This is a genomic window from Nostoc sp. (assembly GCF_036917555.1).
Classification (GTDB): domain Bacteria; phylum Cyanobacteriota; class Cyanobacteriia; order Cyanobacteriales; family Nostocaceae; genus Nostoc.
This window is the reverse complement of record NZ_JBALDD010000031.1, coordinates 1-21,565: the sequence shown is the minus strand read 5'-3', so window position 1 is coordinate 21,565 and position 21,565 is coordinate 1. Positions and strand designations below refer to the sequence as shown.

The window sequence follows — 21,565 nt, the reverse complement described above, 5'->3', positions numbered from 1 at the left end:
TAACCTATATAGGCAAATTTATCTACTAGCCTGAAGCTGTAGCTTATAGCTATGACAAGAAGAATTTGTTGGCGTTGTCTTGATTAATGTTTAAAGTCGATAATAAAGGACTGTATCATTAAATTCATGAGATTATTCCTATGCTTACGGAGGTTTATCGAAACTTTAAAAATTATTTTTATGCTAGTTTCCATTTGGATGAGCGGAAAAATATATACAAGCCTACTTCCTATTTATTCAACCAGTCTCTGGAAATTTGCCTTGATTATCTCCAAAAAACATCTGTTTTATCGACTTTACATAAAGTTTATATTCTATGCCACCATATTTTTGATTAAGACAACAATATATTCAATATCCATTGAATATATTAATGTTAACAGCTTATTTGATAGTTGTTGGAAGCTGAATAAAGTTTGTCCTACCTTTCCCACCTTTCCTACTTTTCCTACCTTTCCTACCTTTTCTAATTAAGAGGGTACCCGAAAAACATAAGTTTTTCTACTTGATAAATATATTCTCTGACAAGATTAAGTATTAAAAGTAATTTAGATTTGGTAGCTCTACCAGCAATCTAATATTGTTTAAATTATGCTTGTCTAGTTAAAAAATATAATTGCTATGATATTTTTGAATTAAGATAAAACCAGATAAATAGCAAAAATAAGTGTTCAGTAAAATTTAGTAATAAATTAATATTTAGTATATTTTTTGAGTCATATTTTTTGCGAAAAAACAGCAATAATTGATACAAGTTAAATTTTTCAAAAACTGATATTAATTACAACTTCAAATAAAAATAATAGAGACAATGGGGGCAGAAGAAAAACCTGTTAATTTGCGCTCGGAGACGAATAATGGTAGCGATCGCAGAGAACGTTCAACATCGGCTAACTATACAAACTGTAGAAATTGCCCCTAACACAACGGCGATTCGCTCTCTTGATTGGGATCGCGATCGCTTTGATATCGAATTCGGACTGCAAAACGGTACAACCTACAATTCATATCTAATTAGGGGTGAACAAACAGTTTTGATTGATACTTCTCACCAGAAGTTTCGCGATCTGTATTTAGAGACCCTTAAAGGTCTTGTCAACCCCAAAACAATTGATTACATAATTGTCAGCCACACAGAGCCAGACCATAGCGGCTTAGTAGAAGATGTCCTCCAGTTAGCTCCTAGAGCTACGGTCTTAGCCTCAAAAGTTGCGCTTCAGTTTTTGGAAGGCTTAGTACACGATCCTTTTTCCAAGCGGGTTGTGAAAACTGGCGATCGCATCGATATCGGCAAAGGACACGAAATGGAATTCGTGAGTGCGCCTAACCTGCACTGGCCGGATACAATCTTTAGCTTTGACCGCAAAACCCAAATTCTCTACACCTGTGATGCTTTTGGGATGCACTTTTGTGACGATCGCACCTTCGACGAAGATTTAGAAGCGATCGAAGCTGACTTTAGATTTTACTACGACTGCTTGATGGGTCCTAACGCTCGTTCATTGCTGAATGCCATGAAGCGGATGGGCGATCTCGGAAAGATTAATATTATCGCCAACGGTCACGGCCCGCTATTACACCACCATTTAGATGTTCTAACTGGGTGCTACGAAAATTGGAGCCAAATACAAGCGAAAGCAGAAACAACAGTTGGCTTGTTTTTTGTCTCAGAATATGGGTATGGCGAGCGCCTTGGTCACGCAATTGGCGAAGGTATACTAAAAACTGGGGTTGGGGTAGAAGTACTGGATCTGAGTACTGCTGAAAGCCAAGAAATCCAAGAACTAGCCGGGAGAGCAGCTGGCATCATTATTGGTATGCCCCCAACTACCTCCGCCGCCGCCCAAGCTAGTATCAGTTCGGTGCTAGCTGTCGCCAAGAACAAGCAATTTATTGGGCTGTTTGAATGTTATGGTGGGGATGATGAACCCATTGATACACTCCGCAGAAAATTTCTTGACTCTGGCATCAAAGAAGCCTTCCCAGCGATTCGGATTAGAGAGGCTCCCAGCGCATCAACATTCCAGTTGTGTGAAGAAGCGGGTAAAGACATCGGACAATTGCTGGTGCGCGATCGCAACATCAAGCAAATCAAGTCCCTCGATGTCAACATGGAAAAAGCTCTGGGTCGCATTAGCAGCGGACTATATATAGTCACTACAAAAAAAGATAATGTCTCAAGTGCAATGCTGGCATCCTGGGTAACGCAAGCGAGTTTGCAACCATTAGGATTCACAATAGCCGTTGCTAAAGACCGCGCCATTGATTCTTTAATGCAAGTAGGCGATCGCTTCGTCCTCAACGTTTTGGAAGAAGGCAATTATCAAGAGCTCAAGAAACACTTCCTCAAGCGCTTGCATCCTGGTGCTGACCGCTTTGCAGGCGTGAAAACTCAAACCGCGAAAAACGGTTCGCCGATTCTAACTGATGCTCTGGCATACATGGAATGTGAAATACAGACCAGCATGGAATGCAGCGACCACTGGATTTTATACTGCACCGTCCAAGAAGGTCGTGTCTCCAAAAACGATGGATTGACAGCCATTCGCCATCGCAAAGTAGGTAATTACTACTAAGAAAGAGGCAAGAGGTAACAGGTGACAGGGGACAGCAAAGAAAACTATCCCCTGTTTCCTATGATCTATACCCTATAACCTATTCCTTATTCCCTGTTCCCTAACTTTATCCAACAGCTATGACCAATTCCAAGCCACGCGACGTACAAGTTTTACCAATTGCTACAAATACTAAAGCTATCAGAGCACGTAGTTGGTCACGTCTGCGGTTTGAAATTGAATATGCACTTGAAAGAGGTACTACCTCCAATTGCTATTTAATTGAAGCTGATAAAACCGCACTTATCGATCCACCGCCAGAAAGCTTTACCGAAATTTATTTAGAGGCATTGCGGCAGACTTTAGATTTACAAAGTTTGGATTATATAATCCTGGGTCATTTTAGTCCCAATAGAGTTGCAACCCTCAAAGCAATTTTAGAACTGGCACCACAGGTAACTTTTGTCTGTTCTCTTCCCGGTGCGAACAATTTGCGTGCTGCTTTCTTAGAGCAAGATTTAAATGTCTTGGTAATGCGGGGGAAAGAAACTCTGGATTTAGGCAAAGGTCATGTTTTGAAATTCTTACCCACTCCTAGTCCGCGTTGGCCGGAAGGACTTTGTACCTACGATCAGCAAACCCAAATTCTCTACACAGATAAGTTATTTGCAACTCATCTCTGTGGTGATGAAGTGTTTGATGATAACTGGGAAGCGCTCAAAGAAGACCAGCGTTACTACTTTAACTGCCTGATGGCTCCCCAAATTCCTCATGTGCAAGCAGCTTTGGAGAAAATATCAGATTTGCAGGTGAGAATGTATGCTGTGGGTCACGGGCCCTTGGTACGCACCAGCTTAATTGAACTCACCAAAGCTTATGCAGAGTGGAGCCGTTCTCACAACGATCGCGAGATTTCCGTTGCCTTACTTTATGCTTCAGCTTACGGAAATACAGCAACTTTAGCACAAGCGATCGCTCTGGGACTAACTAAAGGTGGAGTTGCAGTCAAATCGATTAACTGCGAATTTGCTACCCCTGATGAAATTCGCATCAACCTCGCACAGTCAGAGGGTTTTATCATTGGTTCTCCTACCATCGGTGGTCATGCGCCAACTCCCATTCATACTGCTTTAGGGATTGTGATATCGAGTGGTGACAACAGCAAACTCGCTGGGGTCTTTGGTTCTTATGGCTGGAGTGGCGAAGCATTTGACTTAATCGAAGGTAAACTCCGGGATTCTGGATATCGCTTTGGCTTTGACACCTTGAAGGTGAAGTTTAAACCTGATGATGTCACTCTCAAGTTCTGTGAAGAACTAGGTACAGACTTTGCCCAAGCACTGAAAAAAGCTAAAAAGGTACGTGTACCACAACAAGCCGCTACTCCAGTGGAACAGGCTGTTGGCCGGATTGTTGGTTCCGTCTGCGTGGTGACAGCGAAACTTGGAGAAGTGTCTACCGCAATGTTAGGCGCTTGGGTTTCTCAAGCCACCTTCAACCCACCCGGAATAACAGTGGGGATCGCTAAAGACCGAGCGATCGAATCTTTGATGTATCCAGGCGGTAAGTTTGCCTTAAACATTCTACCTGAAGGCAATCATCAAGAGTACATGAAGCATTTCCGTAAATCTTTCGCGCCTGGGGAAGATCGATTTGCCAACTTTAGTACAGCAGTTGCAGATAACGGCTGTACCATCCTCACCGACGCCCTAGCATATTTGGAATGCTCAGTCAACCAACGTTTGGAATGTGGCGACCATTGGGTTGTCTATGCAACTGTGGACGAAGGGAAATTACTCAAGCCTGATGCTGTTACTGCCATCAACCATCGAAGAACTGGCACTCATTATTAGATAGTCAGAAGTTTAACTTAACGGAACCGCTTTAGCTTAAATATAGCCAAGGCGTTTGATGAGAAAATTCTCTTTTTTTCTGGGATGGGCATCTTGCCCATCCCAGTTTTTTATGCTTAATCGATAAAACTTAAGCAATTTAAAGGGCCATTCCAATATGTCTCAAATTTAAAGGATGAAATTAGTTGCGGCGATCATTGACAATCTATTTAGTTGAAATTTACATATAAACGTAAATAGTCGTCCTTAAAAAAGAAAAATAGTAGTGTAAGCTACAAACAGACTTAAAGACTTGTGGAGTGAAAGATAATCTCGCGCAATCTTGAGAATTGCAGATTTCTAAAATACTATTGCTGATTTCGATATGGTTTCTGATATAGATACCAAATGCTTTGTTTGTCGTGTATTACCCAGATTATGGACAATAGAGACATTGACTGAAAGTTGTTTCTGTCCTGCGGCGAGATTCTCACCGATTCAACATCAGAGTTATTAAAAAGTCAAAGCTAAGTGAATCCCATTGACAAACCATCCTTAGAAATCAACGCTTCTCGTCAGTTTACTGCTTGGCTGTATGAGCAAAACCTCAGTTTGTCCTTCACTACCTATCAAGCAGGGAAGTTATTTTTTATCGGCTTGCAACCAAATGGCAAATTGTCTGTATTTGAACGTAGCTTTGAGCGTTGTATGGGATTGTATGCCAATGGCAACAGCCTCTACATGAGTTCCCTGTACCAACTGTGGCGATTTGAAAACGTTATCCAACCTGGAGAAAACCACCAAGGCTACGATGCTCTTTATTTGCCCCAGATGAGTTATGTGACCGGAGATTTAGATATTCACGATATCGCTTTGAGTAAAGCAGAAGAGAAAGATTTAAATTCACAAAAGCTACTATTTGTCAATACTTTATTTAGTTGTTTGGGAACAGTCAGCGAAACCCACAGTTTCGTTCCTCTATGGCAACCAAATTTTATCAGCAAACTAGCGGCAGAGGATAGATGTCACCTGAATGGGTTAGCAATGCACCAAGAAAAACCCAAATACGTTACTGCTGTCTGCCAATCGGACGTAGCCGAAGGCTGGCGGGAGCATCGGTTCAGTGGGGGCTGTGTTATTGACATAGAAAGCAATGAAATCGTCTTGCAGGGGCTGTCTATGCCCCATTCCCCACGCTGGCATCAGGGAAAACTCTGGCTGCTCAACTCAGGCACAGGAGAGTTTGGCTTTGCCGACTTAAAGCGGGGAGTGTTTGAACCAGTCGCCTTCTGTCCGGGATATCTGCGCGGTTGTGCATTTTATGGCAACTTTGCAATAGTGGGAATTTCCCAACCCAGGCATAACAAGACTTTTAGCGGCTTGGCTTTGGACGAGAAATTGCATCAGAAAAATGTTGAGCCTCGCTGTGGGTTACTAGTGATTGACCTGAAAAGCGGTGATATTGTCCATTCCCTGCGAATAGAAGGGGTGGTACTAGAATTGTACGACGTAGTAGCACTTTTGGGGGTACGTCGTCCAATGGCGATCGGGTTTCGCAGTGACGAAATTCGGCGGGTAGTAACGGTGGGATGAGAAGCAATTCAAAATTTATGTCTAATTCAGCAATTTTTCACCTATTTAATCTCAACAGCAGCAACGGCTTTATATATAGCCGTAGTCACATAGGTTAGGACAGTGTTGATTGCTCAAAGGCTTGAAAAGACTGGGTTTTTACTCAACACGGGCTAAATCTTAGCTATCCGCTAACAGCACTCAGCACTCTGCTATAACAGTTTGCCTGAAGCGAACCTTATTATGTACGCCTCTAGCAATGTCTTTGAAGCAAGAATTTCATGAAAAGTCATAAGATTTCACAGGATATGGAATCAGAAAAATGGTGCATGCAATTCTCAGTATTAAAGCGGAAACAACATAAATTCACTTACTGAAATTCCGCAATTGCCACAAAGACAATAGCAAAAACGCAGGGTAGCCTTTAACTAGAAAAACATTATCAGGCAATTGCTAGACAAAACTTTTATATTATCTTTGTTGTTCTTATGACTCCAAAATACACCAAAATTAAATTTCCTATTTGGCAGTATCTGAACCAGCCCTTATTTAGTCGGGATACTAAATTAGTATTGAATCCCAAACGCTTTGTATTGATCTGGCATCTGCAACTTTTAGAACGTTGCTGGACTAAAGAATGTGACGCCAAAGGGCCTCAACAGCATTAGATATTTGAAAAGCTACTGAACTCAACTAAAAGCTGACAAACTAAGCCTCGTCTACAGAACGTGGCTTTTTGCCGTCAAGTAAAGCACTGACAGTCATATCTCCCATAACATTAATCGCGGTACGGCAGCGATCCAAAAACCAGTCTACAGTAACTAGCAAAGCGATGTACTGGGTAGGTAAACCGACAGAAGTGAACACTAGTGTCATCGTTACCAGTCCAGCATTGGGAATATTTGCTGCACCTACAGATGCAAAAATTGAGGTAAGGATGACAATTAACTGCTGTGTCAGACTCAGATGTTGCCCAATTAGTTGGGAAATATACAACGCAGACATTGCTTCATAAAGGGCAGTGCCATCATTATTGAAATTTGCCCCGACTAATGCCCCCAAGGCAGCAGAAGATTCCCTTAAACCGACTTTTGTTTGCAAAACCTCAAAGGTTATGGGCATTGCTGCCGCAGAGGAAGAAGTTGAGAAAGCTGTCAAAAAGGCATCAGAACCACCAGCTAGGAATTTTAGCGGGTGTACCCAAGAACCAAATTTTACTCTGATCAGGTAGTAGCACGCTTGCAATAGCAGTGCTAATAATACGGCGACGATAAATGCACCCAAGGATTTAAACGGGGCAAAACCCTGCATTGCAATAGTTTTAGCTACAATCCCAAAGACTGCGAACGGCACTAAGGCAATTACCCAGTTGAGGATGCGGACTACCGCTTCAAATAAAATTCCGATGACATCCTCTATCGGTTGGAATCCATTCTTGCCTTGAGCGATTTGTTCAGATTTTAATCCCCGCAGGACGATACCAAAACTCAGGGCAATCACAATCAGCTGGATAACATTATTATCAACTAATGGCTTCAGGACAGCTTCTGGTACAGCATCTTTGAGTATTCCCCAAGGATCGAGACTTTGAGGAGTTATTGCCGTACTTGTTGAGGTACTTACATTACCCCAAGTCCCTGGACGCAGTACATTGGCTACGAAAAGTCCCACCAAAATAGCTACGGTAGTGTTGGTTAAAAGTAACACTGCCAACCGCCGTCCGGCTGTACCAGGGATATTGGTAGTCATCAAAGTATGCAGCACTGCTACCAGAATCAGGGGTGTAGCCAAGGCGCGGAGAGCCTTTAGCACTAGTTCAGCTGGAATTGCTAAATTGTTGATTAAAGCGGCGTTGCTGGGATTGGGATTCCCCGCACCAAGGGCAATTCCGACACTGACTGCCACTACTAAGGCGATGAGAATTTGCAACGTGAGAGGGATACGCTGCCACCAAGGGCTAGCTTTGGTTTCAGGCGAAGTTGTTCTCTCTGTTTGACTCATTGGCTAGATACTGGTTAACTGCTGTAACTATTAAAACAACATTAATGATAGTGATAATTCCAGAAAAAGAACAGCTTTAATTTTGGTTAAAAACTGTTAATCTAAGATTCCGTTGCTTTGCAAAATCTAGCTCGAAAAGGTATACCACAAGGTAGGCCCCTAGAGATATCTTGGCTTGTGGTTGGAGATGCTTATGTCTTTTGTTCCTTTACATATTCACAGTGACTATAGTCTACTTGATGGGGCCAGTCAGCTTCCAGAGTTGGTGGATCGAGCGATCGCACTGGGAATGAAAGCGATCGCTCTTACGGATCATGGTGTCATGTATGGAGCCATTGAACTGATCAAAATCTGCCGTAGTCAAAATATTAAGCCGATTATCGGCAATGAAATGTATATCATTAACGGCGATATTGAGAAACAAGAACGCCGCCCCAAATATCATCAAGTAGTTTTAGCTAAAAATACCAAAGGTTACAAAAATTTAGTCAAATTAACCACAATTTCTCACCTTCAAGGTGTTCAAGGTAAAGGAATTTTTTCTCGTCCTTGTATTAATAAAGATTTACTAAAACAATATCATGAAGGCTTGATTGTCACCAGCGCTTGTTTGGGTGGAGAAGTTCCCCAAGCGATTCTCAGCGGTAGACCAGATGCCGCTCGGAAAGTTGCTCAGTGGTATAAAGATGTATTTGGTGATGATTATTATCTAGAAATTCAAGATCACGGCTCTCAAGAAGACCGAATTGTTAATGTTGAAATAGTTAAGATTGCGCAGGAGCTAGGGATTAAAATTGTTGCTACCAATGATTCACATTTTATTTCTTGTTTTGACGTTGAAGCTCACGATGCTTTGCTATGTATTCAGACTGGCAAGCTAATTATTGAAGATAAGCGGATGCGTTATAGCGGCACAGAGTATCTCAAATCTGGTGAAGAGATGCAGCAGCTATTTCGTGACCATTTACCGGATGATGTAATTGCAGAAGCTGTAGCCACTACTGAAGAAGTCGCCGATAAAGTCGAGCCTTACCATATTATGGGTGAGCCTCAGATTCCTACACCTCCCATTCCTTCCGGTCATACTGCTGATACTTACGCCGAAGATGTTGCATGGAGTGGACTTTTAGAACGATTAAATCGCAAATCTCGCCAAGAGGTTGATTCCGTTTATAAAGAAAGATTGGAATACGAGCTGAAAATGATTCAGCAGATGGGTTTTTCAAAATACTTTTTAGTTGTATGGGACTACATCAAATTTGCTAGAGATAACAATATTCCTGTGGGCCCAGGTCGCGGTTCGGCGGCTGGTTCATTAGTTGCTTATGCAATGCAAATTACTAATATTGACCCCGTACATCATGGGCTACTATTTGAACGTTTTTTGAACCCAGAACGGAAATCAATGCCTGATATTGATACAGATTTCTGTATTGAACAACGGGATAAAGTGATTGATTATGTAACTGAGAAATATGGTGCAGATAGAGTTGCTCAAATTATTACTTTTAACCGTCTAACTTCTAAAGCAGTTTTGAAAGATGTTGCCAGAGTATTAAATATTCCTTACGGGGAAGCTGACAAAATGGCGAAATTAATTCCTGTGGTGCGCGGGAAACCAACGAAACTCAAGGTGATGATTTCCGCTCAAACTCCAGAACCAGAGTTTAAAGAGAAATATGATAAAGAACCCCATGTTCGCCATTGGCTTGATATGGCGATGCGAATTGAAGGAACTAACAAAACTTTTGGTGTTCATGCAGCAGGTGTAGTAATTTCCGCCGATCCACTTGATGAAATTGTGCCGCTACAGAAGAATAATGACGGTTCTGTGATTACCCAATATTTCATGGAAGACCTGGAATCAATGGGTTTGTTGAAAATGGATTTCCTGGGTTTACGGAATCTGACGCTGATTCAAAAGACTGTGGACTTGATTCAAGAAACGAGAGGATATCGGGTCGATCCTGATGAAATTCCCCGCCAGGAAAGAAAAGCCCAGAGGATATTAGCTAAAGGTGAACATAGCAGTCTACCAAAAGATGTACAAAAAACTTATGAATTATTAGAAGCAGGTGAGTTAGAAGGGATATTTCAATTAGAATCTTCTGGGATGCGTCAGATTGTGCGAGATTTGAAACCTTCTAATATAGAAGATATTTCTTCAATTTTGGCACTTTATCGACCTGGACCATTAGATGCGGGACTAATTCCTAAATTTATTAACCGCAAACATGGTCGAGAAAAAATTGATTATCAACACACTATCTTAGAACCAATATTAGACGAAACCTATGGAATTATGGTCTATCAAGAGCAAATCATGAAAATTGCTCAAGATATGGCGGGATATTCTTTAGGACAAGCTGACTTGCTGCGTCGGGCGATGGGTAAAAAGAAAGTTTCTGAGATGCAAAAGCAGCGAGAAAAATTCGTGGATGGTGCAGCGAAAAACGGTGTTCAGAAAAAAGTTGCGGATGAATTATTTGAGCAAATGTTGAAGTTTGCTGAATATTGTTTAAGCTATGATACGGAAATATTGACTGTAGAATATGGATTAATGCCGATTGGAGAAATTGTAGAAAAAGGCATTGAATGTACTGTATATAGCGTTGATAATCATGGAAATATTTACACGCAACCTGTAGCACAGTGGCACGATCGCGGACAACAAGAGGTGTTTGAGTATTGCTTGGAAGATGGTTCAACAATTCGGGCAACAAAAGACCATAAATTTATGACTGTTGATGGTCAAATGTTGCCAATTGATGAAATATTTGAACACGAATTAGATTTGATGCGGGTAGAGGGTTTGCCGGAATGAGAGGACGGGCAGTGGAAATTAGGCATTCTCAGCTTGCTATATGAATGAGATATCTGACTTTTTTTATAGGAATTTTCATATAAAATGGACGATGGTGAGGATATTACAGAAATTCCTTTACGACCTCTGGTTTAGATGGGAGACTCTCTCAAAAATATTCGCTCATTTCCTGAAGAGGTGCGTGCATCAGTAAGCTATGCGCTGCAATTGGTGCAAGCAGGGGAAACACCAATGGATGCCAAGCCTTTTAAAGGGATTGGAAGCGGCGTGTATGAAATTATCAAACGCCACGATAGCAATACTTACAGGGCAGTTTATGCGGTAAAGATTGTAGAGAAAATCTACGTCCTGCACGCTTTTCAGAAGAAATCAAAGCAGGGGATTAAAACCCCACAAGCTAATGTTGACCTGATTAAACAATGCTATAAGGACGCAGTGGCAAGGGAGAAACAACAATGACACAGGAACCAGTTTTTGAAGAAAGCAGTGGCAACGTGTTTGTTGACCTCGGTTTGTCGAATGCTTCGGAGCTTTTCATGCGAGGCAAGATAGGGATTCAGGTATTGCGCCTCCTCTCTCAACGCAACCTGAAACAGTGCGAAATCAGCAAACTTCTTGACATTCCCCAGCCAGAAGTATCTCATTTGATGAAAGGAAAGTTTCAAAGGTTCAGCGAAGGCAAACTGCTCATTTTCCTCAAGCGCCTCGATATGGAAATCAGCTTGCATCTTCGCCCTCGTCATGTGCCGGGACAATCTGCTGAAACTGTGATATCGCTATAAAGCAGGATGGAAGCGATGTTGGGTCTTGGCAAAGTAGTAGTGGGGAGTAGGCAAATGAGGGGCATCAGGGAGCAGAGGAGCAGAGAGAAATGCCCAATGCCCAATGCCCAATGCCCAATGACTAATGACTAATGACTATTTGTGGTTTTCCCCAGAGGATGGTTTCTTGCTTATAAATGGCAATTCCCGGTTTTGCGCCTTTGGGTTTATAGACGTGTTTTAGTTGAGTGTAAACTACTGGCACTTGCTCACTCTGACGGGCGCGACTGTAATATGCAGCAAGATTAGCTACAAATTGCAAATCAGCTTCTTCTGTAACAGCACCCGGTTCTAGACGTAGTAGCACATGACTCCCTGGAATTTCTTGAGCGTGGAACCATAAGTCATAATCCCCAGCTACACGAAAGGTTAATTGGTCATTTTGGCGATTGTTACGACCGATTAATACTTCAAAGCCATTGGGAGTAAGGTAACGATGAAAATTGGTGCTGGGGGGTTCATTGGCACTGCGGCTGCGGTATTCGGGATCTTCCAGATATTTTTGTCCAATCAACTCTTCGCGGATTTCTTCTAAAGCTCGCAAATCCTCTGCTGTTTGATAGTTATCTATCTGAGCGATCGCAGCTTCTACTTGCTCTAAATACTCAATTTCTGTCTGTACTTCCAATAGCAGCGGTTCTACAGCAGCACGAGCGCGTTTCAGCTTTTGGTGCTGTTTGTAAAGACTTTGAGCATTTTGGACAGCATTTTTATCTGGCAACAGAGCGATCGCTACTGGCAAATTTGTATCAAAATCAGCAAGGATAATTTCTTTCATCCCCGGTTGCCAATTTTGCAAGTGAGCCATCAATAAATCAGCTTTTTGCCGATATTCATCAGCTCGATCTGATTGCTGCAAGCGCGTCTTAAAGGTTTGAGCTTTATTGCGTAATTTCGCCAGAATATTATTCAATTTCTGACTCAACTGATGACGCAATTGGGAAAATAACTGTTGATCAATCTGATTACTGTAATAGCGGTTGAGCAACTCCTGGATATTTTTGACCTTTTCAACTGCACCCCAACCCATTACGGTGTAACCATCTTTTGTCCAAGCGGGTTGAAATTTACTATAATCCAAGGCTTGCAGCCATTCTTGCCAACGCTCAAACAGCCGTCGCCAGTCGTCGGGGTTAAGAGTATCGGTGGATGTTTCTGGTGCGATATTTGCTTCTAGCAGCATTAACTCCAGTAGTGCAGCACTCAAGCCACTATAACTTTTAAGCAATTGTCGCTTGATTGCTCCAGGTACTAAACTTACCCGTTCTTGCCAACGTTCTTGAGATTCATTCAAGTAGGGGACAGTTCCAGTTAGTTTCGGTGGTGTTTCATAAGGTTGTCCGGTTTGGATGGGACGAACACTAGATTGTTGCTGACTGACTTGATGGGCGGCGGTGATAATTATATTGTTAGCGTCGGTGAGAATGACGTTGCTATACTTGCCCATGATTTCTGCATAGACATGATATAGGGCGCTTTCTCCAGGACGACGGGCAAATTGCAAATCAATAACACGCTCCCACGGAGCGATCGCTTCAATCGCCACCAGTGCTAAACCACCCAATTGGTGTATTAATTGTTGGCTAAAGGTAAAGGTATCTGGTGATCGCGGTGGCGGATCGCCAATACAAATATGTGCAGCTTGGGGATGCCAAGAAATCTGTAGCCAATCTCGCTGTTCTAAGGTGCGTAATGCCATCGCAATCGTGTAGCGATCGCGCTGGTAAACTTGTTCTAAGCGTGATGGTAGCCAGTTAGCGCGGATTTCGCTACAAGCAGCTGTGAGAGTGGTAAAGTCAACTGGTTGCAAAGCGATTACTTGTTAACATTCAAATGGTAGCGATCGCTATGCTTTTATTTTTGTTTAGTTAAAGCATAACTGACCTCAACTATCATAGCGGTTACTTGGTTTGGTGATAGCTGCGAATAAAAAAACACAGAAATTATCATCAGATAAGCTTCTGCGTTTAAGTGATAAGTTCGTTTTTTATACAGTTTGTTTTTGGTGTCGAGTTTCCCAAGCTCAAGCGATCGCTGCCAAAGTTGAAGAGAAATTCCGAATTCAGGAGTCAGAATTACTCTCGTGGGAGACTTAAACCTGTTGATTCAGACGCTAGCGGACTCGTTCTAAGCGTACTCTTACAGAGAAGCAAGCTACGCGTAGCGTCTCCAAGAGTTGCCATGCCGAAGGCTTTACGCTGCACTATCCACCAGTTTCACAGAATTCAATTCTAAATTCTAGCTTCTGACTCCTGAGTTCTAATTTTGTTAAACCCAAAATATTATCCGAGTTACTTACTCACCATTATCCGTTAAGCAAAAGCGTTACTCAGCAACCAAAACTGGTTTTTTTGCTGCTGAGTGCACTAGTTCTGTGGTTGAGTGTACTAGTTCTTTTGCTGCTGAGTGCACTAGTTCTGTCGTTGAGTGTACTAGTTCTTTTGCTGTTGACGCTACTGTTTGTGGCTGCAACAGTTGGGTGTAAAGTTCACTCAGTTGATGTGCGACACCATCCCAACTAAACTTAGTTTCGACGCGCTTTCTACCAGCTTTACCCAATTCATCTCGCCATTCTGGACTTAAGAGAATTCGGTCAATAGCAGAAGCAAAAGCATCTACATCTTGCGGTGCAGCTAATAAACCGGTTTCTTCACTAACTACAGTAAACTGAAGTCCGCCGACATCACTTGCTACCACTGGTGTACCGCTTGCCATCGCTTCGATCGCCACGAGTCCAAAGGGTTCGTAGTGACTGGGAACAACGCAAACATCGGCAGCAGCGTAATAAGTTGGTAGGATATCTTGACTTAGACGACCGGCAAAGGTGGTAAAGTCGCTCATTCCCAATTCGTTGACGATTTGCTCAATGCGATCACGCTCAATTCCGTCACTGTTACCTGGAGTACTACCACCACCAATAATTAGCTGGAGATTGTTGGAATCCCGTAACCCAGACTGGTTTACTGCCCGCACCAAGGTTTCTATACCTTTGCGTTGGTCAAAACGCCCTACATACACTACAACTTTAGCTTCTTTGTCAATTCCCAATTCCGCCCTAGCTGCTTCTCGTGCAATCGAACCGAAGCGCTGAATATCTGTACCACAGGGAATAACGTCGATATTGCCTTTTGTGGAAACTAGCGATCGCATGTGTTCCTGTTCTTGCGGACTCGTCGCTACAATTCGATCTGCATTTTCCAACACCTGTTTTTCCACTGTTAATCGCTGACTAGCAATTAAAGGAATATTTTCTATAGTGTTATACTTGACTGCTCCTAAGGAGTGGTAGGTGTGAACCTGTTTACTCTTTTGGATTTTATTTAACTGCATCCCCACCCAACTAGAGAGCCAATAATTAGTGTGAACCAATTCGTATGTAATTTCGTTTTTTACTTGAAATTTGAGGAAATTATCTACAAATTCTGGCAAATATTCAAAAATATCATCTCGCGGCACAAACTCAAGGGGGCCAGCTTTTAAACGAATAGTTCGACAATTGTTACTATGTTCAACTATCGAGTCTTGCTCCAGACTCACTTTGCGCGTAAACATATCAACTTGCCATCCTAGTTGCGCTAGTGCTTCACCTACGTGGCGCACATAAACATTTTGTCCCCCAGCTTCTTCTTTCCCTATTTCAATCGCTGGATCTCCGTGGACGGAAATCAAGGCGATACGTTTTTCGGTGGTAGAGTTCATAGTTTGTGTGTTGCTGATTTTAACAAAGTCTTAGGTTGTTCCATGCACGTGTATAACACACTTGCCTGAATTGTTTAGGAACTTTGATTATTATTCATTTTAATTTACTGTGTCTAATTTTTTTTACATCCTCTGTCAGAAGTAGACTATTTACGTTAAATATAAATATTTAGTTTCTTTAGATATAGGAAATAGTTATATGTATATCTCATACTTTTGATAGATAAAATTATATTTCTCATTACTTTCTAGCTCTAATTTCATAGATATGGCAATTTTAATTTGCTCTATATCTAAAGACTTAGCTCCCGAATTCTGTGAGGATACAGCTAGCGAATAGGGGGTAAGACCCCCTAAAACATCTCAGAGCAAGAAGTCAGGAAATATAAAAAGTAGAGGCATGACACTGCATCCAAAGAATCAAGGGGAAATAGCAAGAACCATTGGTGTCAATTTAACCTAAAACCCTTTTAGGATGGCTTTCACGTTAAGTTGACACCAATGGCAAGATGCCCATCCCACAAAATTAGCAAAATCACCCCGCATATATGCAACGCCAGATTTTGCTGTCCTATTCCCAGCTGGGTGCGGACAATCAGCAATATCTCTAGGTAAGCTGGGATTATAAATAGGTTTGGCTTGTGACAAACGCCGTTACGCTACGCGATAACATCTCTTATATATACTTGATTTTTGAAAAAATCAAATCTGATTGCTCTAAGATAAAAATATATTTATTTAGCTTATATTCACTAAAAGAAATCTAAATTCTGTTTTTAAGCAATTCTACTGATTTTGCTTCAAACTAAAAATATAGTCATCACCAATTTTCAAACGGAGAAGATTAATACATGAGTTTGATAGATGGTATATTTCTGACGCTGTTAAATACTGTTGCCTGCCTAGCACTGCCTAAGCTGCTATCTGTAATTCTGCCTGTAAAAAACCAAAACACTGAGCCTTCAAAGTCTGCTATTACATCACAAGATTTCAACTCAGAAATTCCCAGTTTTTCTTAATGTAAACTGATTATCTGTAGATATCGCCTTGATGAGGAGAAAACTTAGTTATTGGTGCAAGGCGATATCTGAACTATAAGTTATACACATCTTGTTTTGGGAAAAGAATGAGTGTGCTAACTTCGACCTTCTACTTTTTGTTATTTTAATCAAAAACGAGAGTTTAATTATTTATTGGTTCTTGCTGTAATTATTTTAGGTTTGACGATAATAAAAAATGCCAGCAAAGTAAAAACTAACATTTGCCAGGTAACTAAATTCCAGCCACCAAGATCCCAGCATAATAGACCAATACTAGTACCTACAGCACCGCCAATAAAATAAATAGTCATGTAAACTGTGTTGATGCGACTATTCGATTGAGCATCAAGAGTGTATATCCTTGCGACATTGGTGACTTGGACTGCCTGTACACCTACATCTACTAACAATACAGCAACAGCGATCGCTAGTGCAGAATGAGAAGCAATTTTAGCAATTACTAAACTTGCAATCACCATCGATACAGCAATAGTTAAAGAACGTTGGGAGTTACCTCGATCAGCTAGTTTACCAAAACCTGGTGCCATCAATGCACCTGCGATCGCTACGAAGCCATACATCCCAATTGTGTCAGATTGAAAATGAAAAGGTGGCCCGCTTAAATGGAAAGTCAGCGTTGTCCAAAATGAGCAAAAGACACCAAACAATAACCCGCTAATTAAAGACGCTTCTCTTAATAATGAAAAACGTTTTAATTGCTGAAGTGTTGAGCTTAATAATTTTAAATAATAACCATCAAATTCATTTTTTACATTAGGCAAATATATATTTAGTAAAACAATAACAATTAAAATCATTACTGCCGAAAATCCATATACATAACGCCAACTCAACCATTCAGCAATATATCCACTAAAAACCCTTGCTCCTAAAATCCCAATCAATATACCAGTAAAAATGTTGCCTACGGTTTGACCTGTAGTTACTCTATCTATAGTTGCTGCTAAAGGAAGAATAATTTGAGCGGAAACTGTCGCAATCCCAATTGCTACGCTCAATATCCAAACTTGGATGATGTTTTGTGAAAACGTCATGGCTATCAACAAACAGAACAAACATCCCAGTAAGCAAAGAATTAATTTTTTCTTGTTGATTTTATCGCCCAAGGGGATTAAAAAGAAAATCCCCAAACCATAACCAACTTGCGTAAGCACAGAGATGCTACCTGCTTCGCCTTCACTGACTCGAAAAGATGATGCAATATCTTTGAGGATTGGCTGATTATAATAAACGTTAGCAACACAGACACCAGCTGCGATCGCCATAATCACTACCTGGACTTTAGTTAATGGGTTACTTGAGATTTGTTTTTCCATTCAACCTAAAATTTATACAGGAAAAAACTGGTCTACAGTACAGCTAAAACCAGGCAATAGCGGAGAAATTATATTATCACTACTAAATAAGGTTGCTAGCAAGTTAAGTTGACTTTGTTCGCGCTGATAAACCTCTAGTTTACGCGATCGCCAATCAGCAATCCAATATTCTTTTACTCCTCTAGTAGAATAAAGTTTAAGTTTTGCTTCTTTATCTCGTCTTAGGTCTTCGTTGCTAGCAGACAAAACTTCGACTACTAAATCTGGTGCGCCAGTTAAATGTCCGGCTTCATCCAATGTTAGCGCCAAGGTTTCTTTAGTAGCCCAAACTACATCAGGAATCACATTATCTGATTCTGAAAATAAAACGCCGGGATTGATTACAGCTTCTCCTAAACCAGTAGACTCTGACCAAACATCAAGTTGTCGAAAAATCTTGCCACAAGTTTGCTGATGTTTAAAGTGAGGTGCCCTGGTCATAAATAATTCTCCATCAACTATCTCGTAGCGCGTCCCTTCATTTTCTGCGAAGAGTTCCACATCCTGAGTTGTCCAGCGTACTCCTGTATTCAGCATCTGACTCATCGGCTAACTCCTTTAATCTTGCTCTTGTATTTTAATCATAAGAGGATGTTTGAAAATTCACAGAGTATACTCAACAGTGCTATTTTTTTCTAGACATAAACTGCTCAGAAAGGCTTACACATCCATATATTTGAGATTAGAAAAAAATTTGGAGGTTAAATCATGCCTTGGAAAATAACTGCTGAGGAGTTGCTGGCTCAGTATGCTGATGGAGAGCGAAACTTTGCTGGGATTGAGTTGATTCAATCCGAGGGTATTCCCCTTGACAGTTCGATTGACCTCGAAGGGGCTATTTTGAGAGATATAAACTTGCGCGGAGCTTATTTGAGACAAGCCGATCTGTGTAGAGCCGATTTGACTGGAGCCGATTTGTTTGGTGTTTCCTTGGAAGGCGCTTGGTTGAAACGTGCTATTGTCAGGGATGCTAATTTATATTCCGCCAACTTGTCTTGGTGCGACTTGACTGAAGCCGATTTGAGAGGAACCAACTTGGCTCATATGAATGCTACTCATGCTATCTTCTGTGGAGCTAACATTAGTGGTTTCAAGTTCGCTATTTTGATTAAAACTAACTTTCGAGATGCTTACATCAGCCCAAACATTATTTGGAGTTATGGTAATTTTGTTTACAATACCACTATGCCCGATGGTACTATCAAAAGCAGGCCTTTTTTCGGAGAGTTTTAGTTCATCTTCAATTACAGCGATGAGGGGTGCATTCGCAACAAAATAAGAGGATATTTGTAAAGTCTCAATTAATACTAGCCCTGGCGATTAGAAATCGCGGCTATACAGACAAAACCCACCTCCGTGGGTTTGAAGCCCTAGATTTTCTCTTAGTCCACGCAGGTGGACTTTGCTTGTGTAGCGGCGAATTCTATTCGCCCAATACTTTGAAAACATCCTTTAAAATTTAATGATCACTTCCGATTTTCGCGCCGCCACTTACCCCGTACTAAGCGAATTTCATCAAAACTGTAGCTTTCACCGAGTTGTTCTCGAATTGGCGTTAAAGAGATATCACCAAGCACTTCTAAAACTTGCCAAATTTTTTGTTGATGTTCCAGAGGTACTAACTGATTTATGTCTACAGGCTGATTTTTTTCAATCAAATCTGTCAAATGGCGAATAATTGTCGTGGGGCGAATGTTCCGTTTTTTGGCAATTTCATTAACACTCAAACCTTGTTTATGCAATTGGAATGTAAATATTTCTGTATCGGAAGGTAAGCTAAGAGAGGGTGTAAAATTAACCTGTGGTGGATCTACCAAACCTTTTTCTTGGCGGTAGGCGCGAATTTCTGTGAGGAATTTATCGCCATATTGGGAAAGTTTGTGACTACCTACGCCGGAAAGTTTACCAAATTCCGTTATTGTTGTAGGTTGTACCTGTGCCATCAATTTTAATGTAGAATCCTGAAAGACAACGTAAGGTGGTACAGATTGTTCATCAGCAAGTTGTTTACGGAGCGATCGCAACCTCTGCATTAACATCTCTGCTTGGGCAGCTTTTTCACTCCCTTCTTCCCAAGTAACCTTCTGTGCTACGGGAACAACAAGGGAAACTGTACGCTGTCGCCGCATTACTTCCCAACTGAGGGGGTTAAGTTTCAAAACTGAGTAACCATCGCTAGTCTGTTCTAGCAACCCTTGATGTAAAAGCGATCGCCCCAGCATCCGCCATTCATCTACACTTTTATCTTTGCCAATACCATAGGTAGAAAGCTTCTCATGTTCGTTTTGGGTGATTTTCTGGCTTTTTGACCCCCGCAACACATCAATAATGTACAGCATCCCAAATCTTTCTTTACAACGCGCCACACAAGATAAAAACTTCATGGCTTCAATTGTCCAGTCTTGCATTGGTTTGGGATAACGGCAATTATCGCAGTTACTGCAATTCCCTGGAAAACGTTCCCCAAAATAACCTAGCTGAATTGTGCGTCGGCAAACAGTACCTTGAGCATAGTCAATTACCTGACGTAGTTGTTGTTTAGCAATCAACTGTTCTTGGGGGTCAGTTTTTTGATCAATACTCCATTCAATGGTTTTAATATCACTGAAACTGAAAAAAAGTGTACAACGTGAGGATTCACTGTCCCTTCCTGCCCTACCTGATTCTTGATAATAACTTTCCAAATTACGTGGTAAATCAAAGTGAATTACTAACCGCACATCTGGTTTATTAATTCCCATACCAAAGGCAATTGTTGCTACCATAATGCGCACATCATCTCGAATAAATCGAGTTTGATTACTGCTGCGTTCTTCATCAGTTAATCCGGCATGATAAGACAAGGCCGCAATCTTATCATTTTGCAGCTTAAAGGTGAGTTCATCAACTTTTTTTCGCGTCAAGCAATAAATAATTGCTGAACCCTCATTTTCTCGGACGAGTTCTAATAATTCAGCATAAGCAGACTTGGTTTTAGAACGAACTTCGTAGTAAAGATTTTGACGGTTAAAGCTAGCAATGTGAATACTGGGTTGCTTTAGCCCTAGTTGTTGAATAATATCAGCACGGACGCGATCGGTTGCTGTCGCGGTGAGGGCGAGGGTAGGAACATCAGGATAGCGCTTCCGTAGAGATTTCATCTGGCGGTATTCTGGGCGGAAGTCGTGTCCCCACTCAGAGACGCAGTGTGCTTCGTCAATGGCAAAGGCCGCAATCCCAATTTTTTCCTTGACTAAATCGAGAAAGGGGAGAAATCTTTCACTCAGCAGACGTTCTGGGGCGACGTAAAGTAGTCTAACTTTACCGCTGAGGATGGCATCTTCGCGCGATCGCACCTGGTAAGGATTCAAACTACTATTGAGAAATGTCGCATTAATATTATTATTTCGCAATCCTTCCACTTGGTCTTGCATCAAAGCGATTAATGGCGACACCACCACCGTTAGTCCATTTTTTAACAATGCTGGTAACTGAAAACATAGAGATTTCCCCCCGCCAGTCGGCATCACAACCAATAAATCTCGATTTTGCAGCGCATCTTCGATAATTTGCCGTTGTCCGGGGCGGAATTGGTCATAACCGAAGTGATATTTTAACGCTTGTTCGAGATGGGGATACTGAAGCATAGCGATCGCTTTTTCGGGGGCGTTCTGCGTGGTTAGTTATTGAAGATATCAGGATTTTAACTCACATCTTCGGCAGCTTTGGTCAGAGATGCGTTTCTGTTGGCGATCACACTAAATCAATCATCATCAGGACTTACGCAACTGGCACAGCGATCGCCATTTAACAGTACATATATATTACTGAGAGTGAACGTCCAAAAAGGCTCTTGCTTAAATTAA

Annotated in this window: 16 protein-coding genes and 1 pseudogene; 10 read left to right on the top strand and 7 right to left on the bottom strand. The window is 41.4% G+C overall.

The genetic code is table 11. The annotated features are described in order from the left end of the window. The first annotated feature begins 857 nt into the window (after window positions 1-857). From V7K60_RS13455 to V7K60_RS13440, 4 genes are all read left to right on the top strand, one after another. Window positions 858-2,576 carry a diflavin flavoprotein gene (locus tag V7K60_RS13455; protein WP_334926219.1) on the top strand — a complete coding sequence of 573 codons (1,719 nt, stop codon included), beginning with the start codon at window positions 858-860 and terminating at the stop codon, window positions 2,574-2,576. A 119-nt stretch (window positions 2,577-2,695) separates the two neighbouring features. After that, a complete protein-coding gene (locus V7K60_RS13450) occupies window positions 2,696-4,408 on the top strand; it encodes a diflavin flavoprotein (RefSeq protein ID WP_334926217.1) in 1,713 nt (570 codons plus the stop codon). 510 nt (window positions 4,409-4,918) lie between these two features. Beyond that, window positions 4,919-5,980: a TIGR03032 family protein gene (locus tag V7K60_RS13445; protein ID WP_334926215.1), complete on the top strand. Its 1,062-nt coding sequence runs from the start codon at window positions 4,919-4,921 to the stop codon at window positions 5,978-5,980. A gap of 467 nt (window positions 5,981-6,447) precedes the next feature. Then, window positions 6,448-6,627 carry a hypothetical protein gene (locus V7K60_RS13440; RefSeq protein WP_334926213.1) on the top strand — a complete coding sequence of 60 codons (180 nt, stop codon included), beginning with the start codon at window positions 6,448-6,450 and terminating at the stop codon, window positions 6,625-6,627. Window positions 6,628-6,667: 40 nt separating this feature from the next. On the opposite strand, the gene V7K60_RS13435 is transcribed toward V7K60_RS13440, so the two are convergent. Next, a complete protein-coding gene (locus tag V7K60_RS13435; RefSeq protein ID WP_334926211.1) occupies window positions 6,668-7,960 on the bottom strand; it encodes a dicarboxylate/amino acid:cation symporter in 1,293 nt (430 codons plus the stop codon). 193 nt (window positions 7,961-8,153) lie between these two features. On the opposite strand from V7K60_RS13435, the gene V7K60_RS13430 reads away from it, so the two are divergent. The 3 genes from V7K60_RS13430 to V7K60_RS13420 all read left to right on the top strand — a co-directional run bounded on the left by V7K60_RS13430 (window position 8,154) and on the right by V7K60_RS13420 (window position 11,566). Further along, entirely contained in the window at window positions 8,154-10,784 is a 2,631-nt protein-coding gene (locus V7K60_RS13430) for a DNA polymerase III subunit alpha (RefSeq protein WP_334926209.1), read from the top strand. Between the two features lie 135 nt (window positions 10,785-10,919). After that, window positions 10,920-11,243, top strand: coding sequence for a type II toxin-antitoxin system RelE/ParE family toxin (locus tag V7K60_RS13425; RefSeq protein ID WP_334926207.1), 324 nt, complete (start codon window positions 10,920-10,922; stop codon window positions 11,241-11,243). Then, a complete protein-coding gene (locus tag V7K60_RS13420; RefSeq protein WP_334926205.1) occupies window positions 11,240-11,566 on the top strand; it encodes a helix-turn-helix domain-containing protein in 327 nt (108 codons plus the stop codon). Before V7K60_RS13425 ends, V7K60_RS13420 begins: the two co-directional genes overlap by 4 nt. Before the next feature lie 121 nt (window positions 11,567-11,687). Here V7K60_RS13420 and V7K60_RS13415 read toward each other — a convergent pair whose 3' ends face one another. Beyond that, on the bottom strand, window positions 11,688-13,415 hold the full coding sequence (locus V7K60_RS13415; RefSeq protein ID WP_334926203.1) for an Rqc2 family fibronectin-binding protein: 1,728 nt from the start codon (window positions 13,413-13,415) through the stop codon (window positions 11,688-11,690). Window positions 13,416-13,515: 100 nt separating this feature from the next. Here V7K60_RS13415 and V7K60_RS13410 point away from each other — a divergent pair, with 100 nt between their 5' ends. After that, window positions 13,516-13,701, top strand: coding sequence for a hypothetical protein (locus V7K60_RS13410; protein WP_334926201.1), 186 nt, complete (start codon window positions 13,516-13,518; stop codon window positions 13,699-13,701). A gap of 367 nt (window positions 13,702-14,068) precedes the next feature. Here the strand turns inward: V7K60_RS13410 and V7K60_RS13405 are convergent. Together V7K60_RS13405 and V7K60_RS13400 are read right to left on the bottom strand one after the other, a co-directional pair. Continuing rightward, window positions 14,069-15,304 (bottom strand): annotated as a pseudogene (locus tag V7K60_RS13405) (glycosyltransferase family 4 protein); the annotation flags it as partial. Between the two features lie 459 nt (window positions 15,305-15,763). Then, on the bottom strand, window positions 15,764-15,952 hold the full coding sequence (locus V7K60_RS13400) for a hypothetical protein (protein WP_334926199.1): 189 nt from the start codon (window positions 15,950-15,952) through the stop codon (window positions 15,764-15,766). 203 nt (window positions 15,953-16,155) lie between these two features. On the opposite strand from V7K60_RS13400, the gene V7K60_RS13395 reads away from it, so the two are divergent. After that, window positions 16,156-16,323: a hypothetical protein gene (locus tag V7K60_RS13395; protein WP_334926198.1), complete on the top strand. Its 168-nt coding sequence runs from the start codon at window positions 16,156-16,158 to the stop codon at window positions 16,321-16,323. Window positions 16,324-16,490: 167 nt separating this feature from the next. Here V7K60_RS13395 and V7K60_RS13390 read toward each other — a convergent pair whose 3' ends face one another. Together V7K60_RS13390 and V7K60_RS13385 are read right to left on the bottom strand one after the other, a co-directional pair. Further along, window positions 16,491-17,681, bottom strand: a complete 1,191-nt coding sequence (locus tag V7K60_RS13390) for an MFS transporter (RefSeq protein WP_334926196.1) — start codon at window positions 17,679-17,681, stop codon at window positions 16,491-16,493. A 12-nt stretch (window positions 17,682-17,693) separates the two neighbouring features. After that, window positions 17,694-18,266: a Uma2 family endonuclease gene (locus tag V7K60_RS13385; protein ID WP_334926194.1), complete on the bottom strand. Its 573-nt coding sequence runs from the start codon at window positions 18,264-18,266 to the stop codon at window positions 17,694-17,696. Window positions 18,267-18,428: 162 nt separating this feature from the next. On the opposite strand from V7K60_RS13385, the gene V7K60_RS13380 reads away from it, so the two are divergent. Continuing rightward, on the top strand, window positions 18,429-18,953 hold the full coding sequence (locus tag V7K60_RS13380) for a pentapeptide repeat-containing protein (RefSeq protein WP_334926193.1): 525 nt from the start codon (window positions 18,429-18,431) through the stop codon (window positions 18,951-18,953). Window positions 18,954-19,186: 233 nt separating this feature from the next. On the opposite strand, the gene recQ is transcribed toward V7K60_RS13380, so the two are convergent. Further along, window positions 19,187-21,346 carry a DNA helicase RecQ gene (gene recQ / locus V7K60_RS13375; RefSeq protein WP_334926191.1) on the bottom strand — a complete coding sequence of 720 codons (2,160 nt, stop codon included), beginning with the start codon at window positions 21,344-21,346 and terminating at the stop codon, window positions 19,187-19,189. Between the last annotated feature and the right edge of the window lie 219 nt (window positions 21,347-21,565).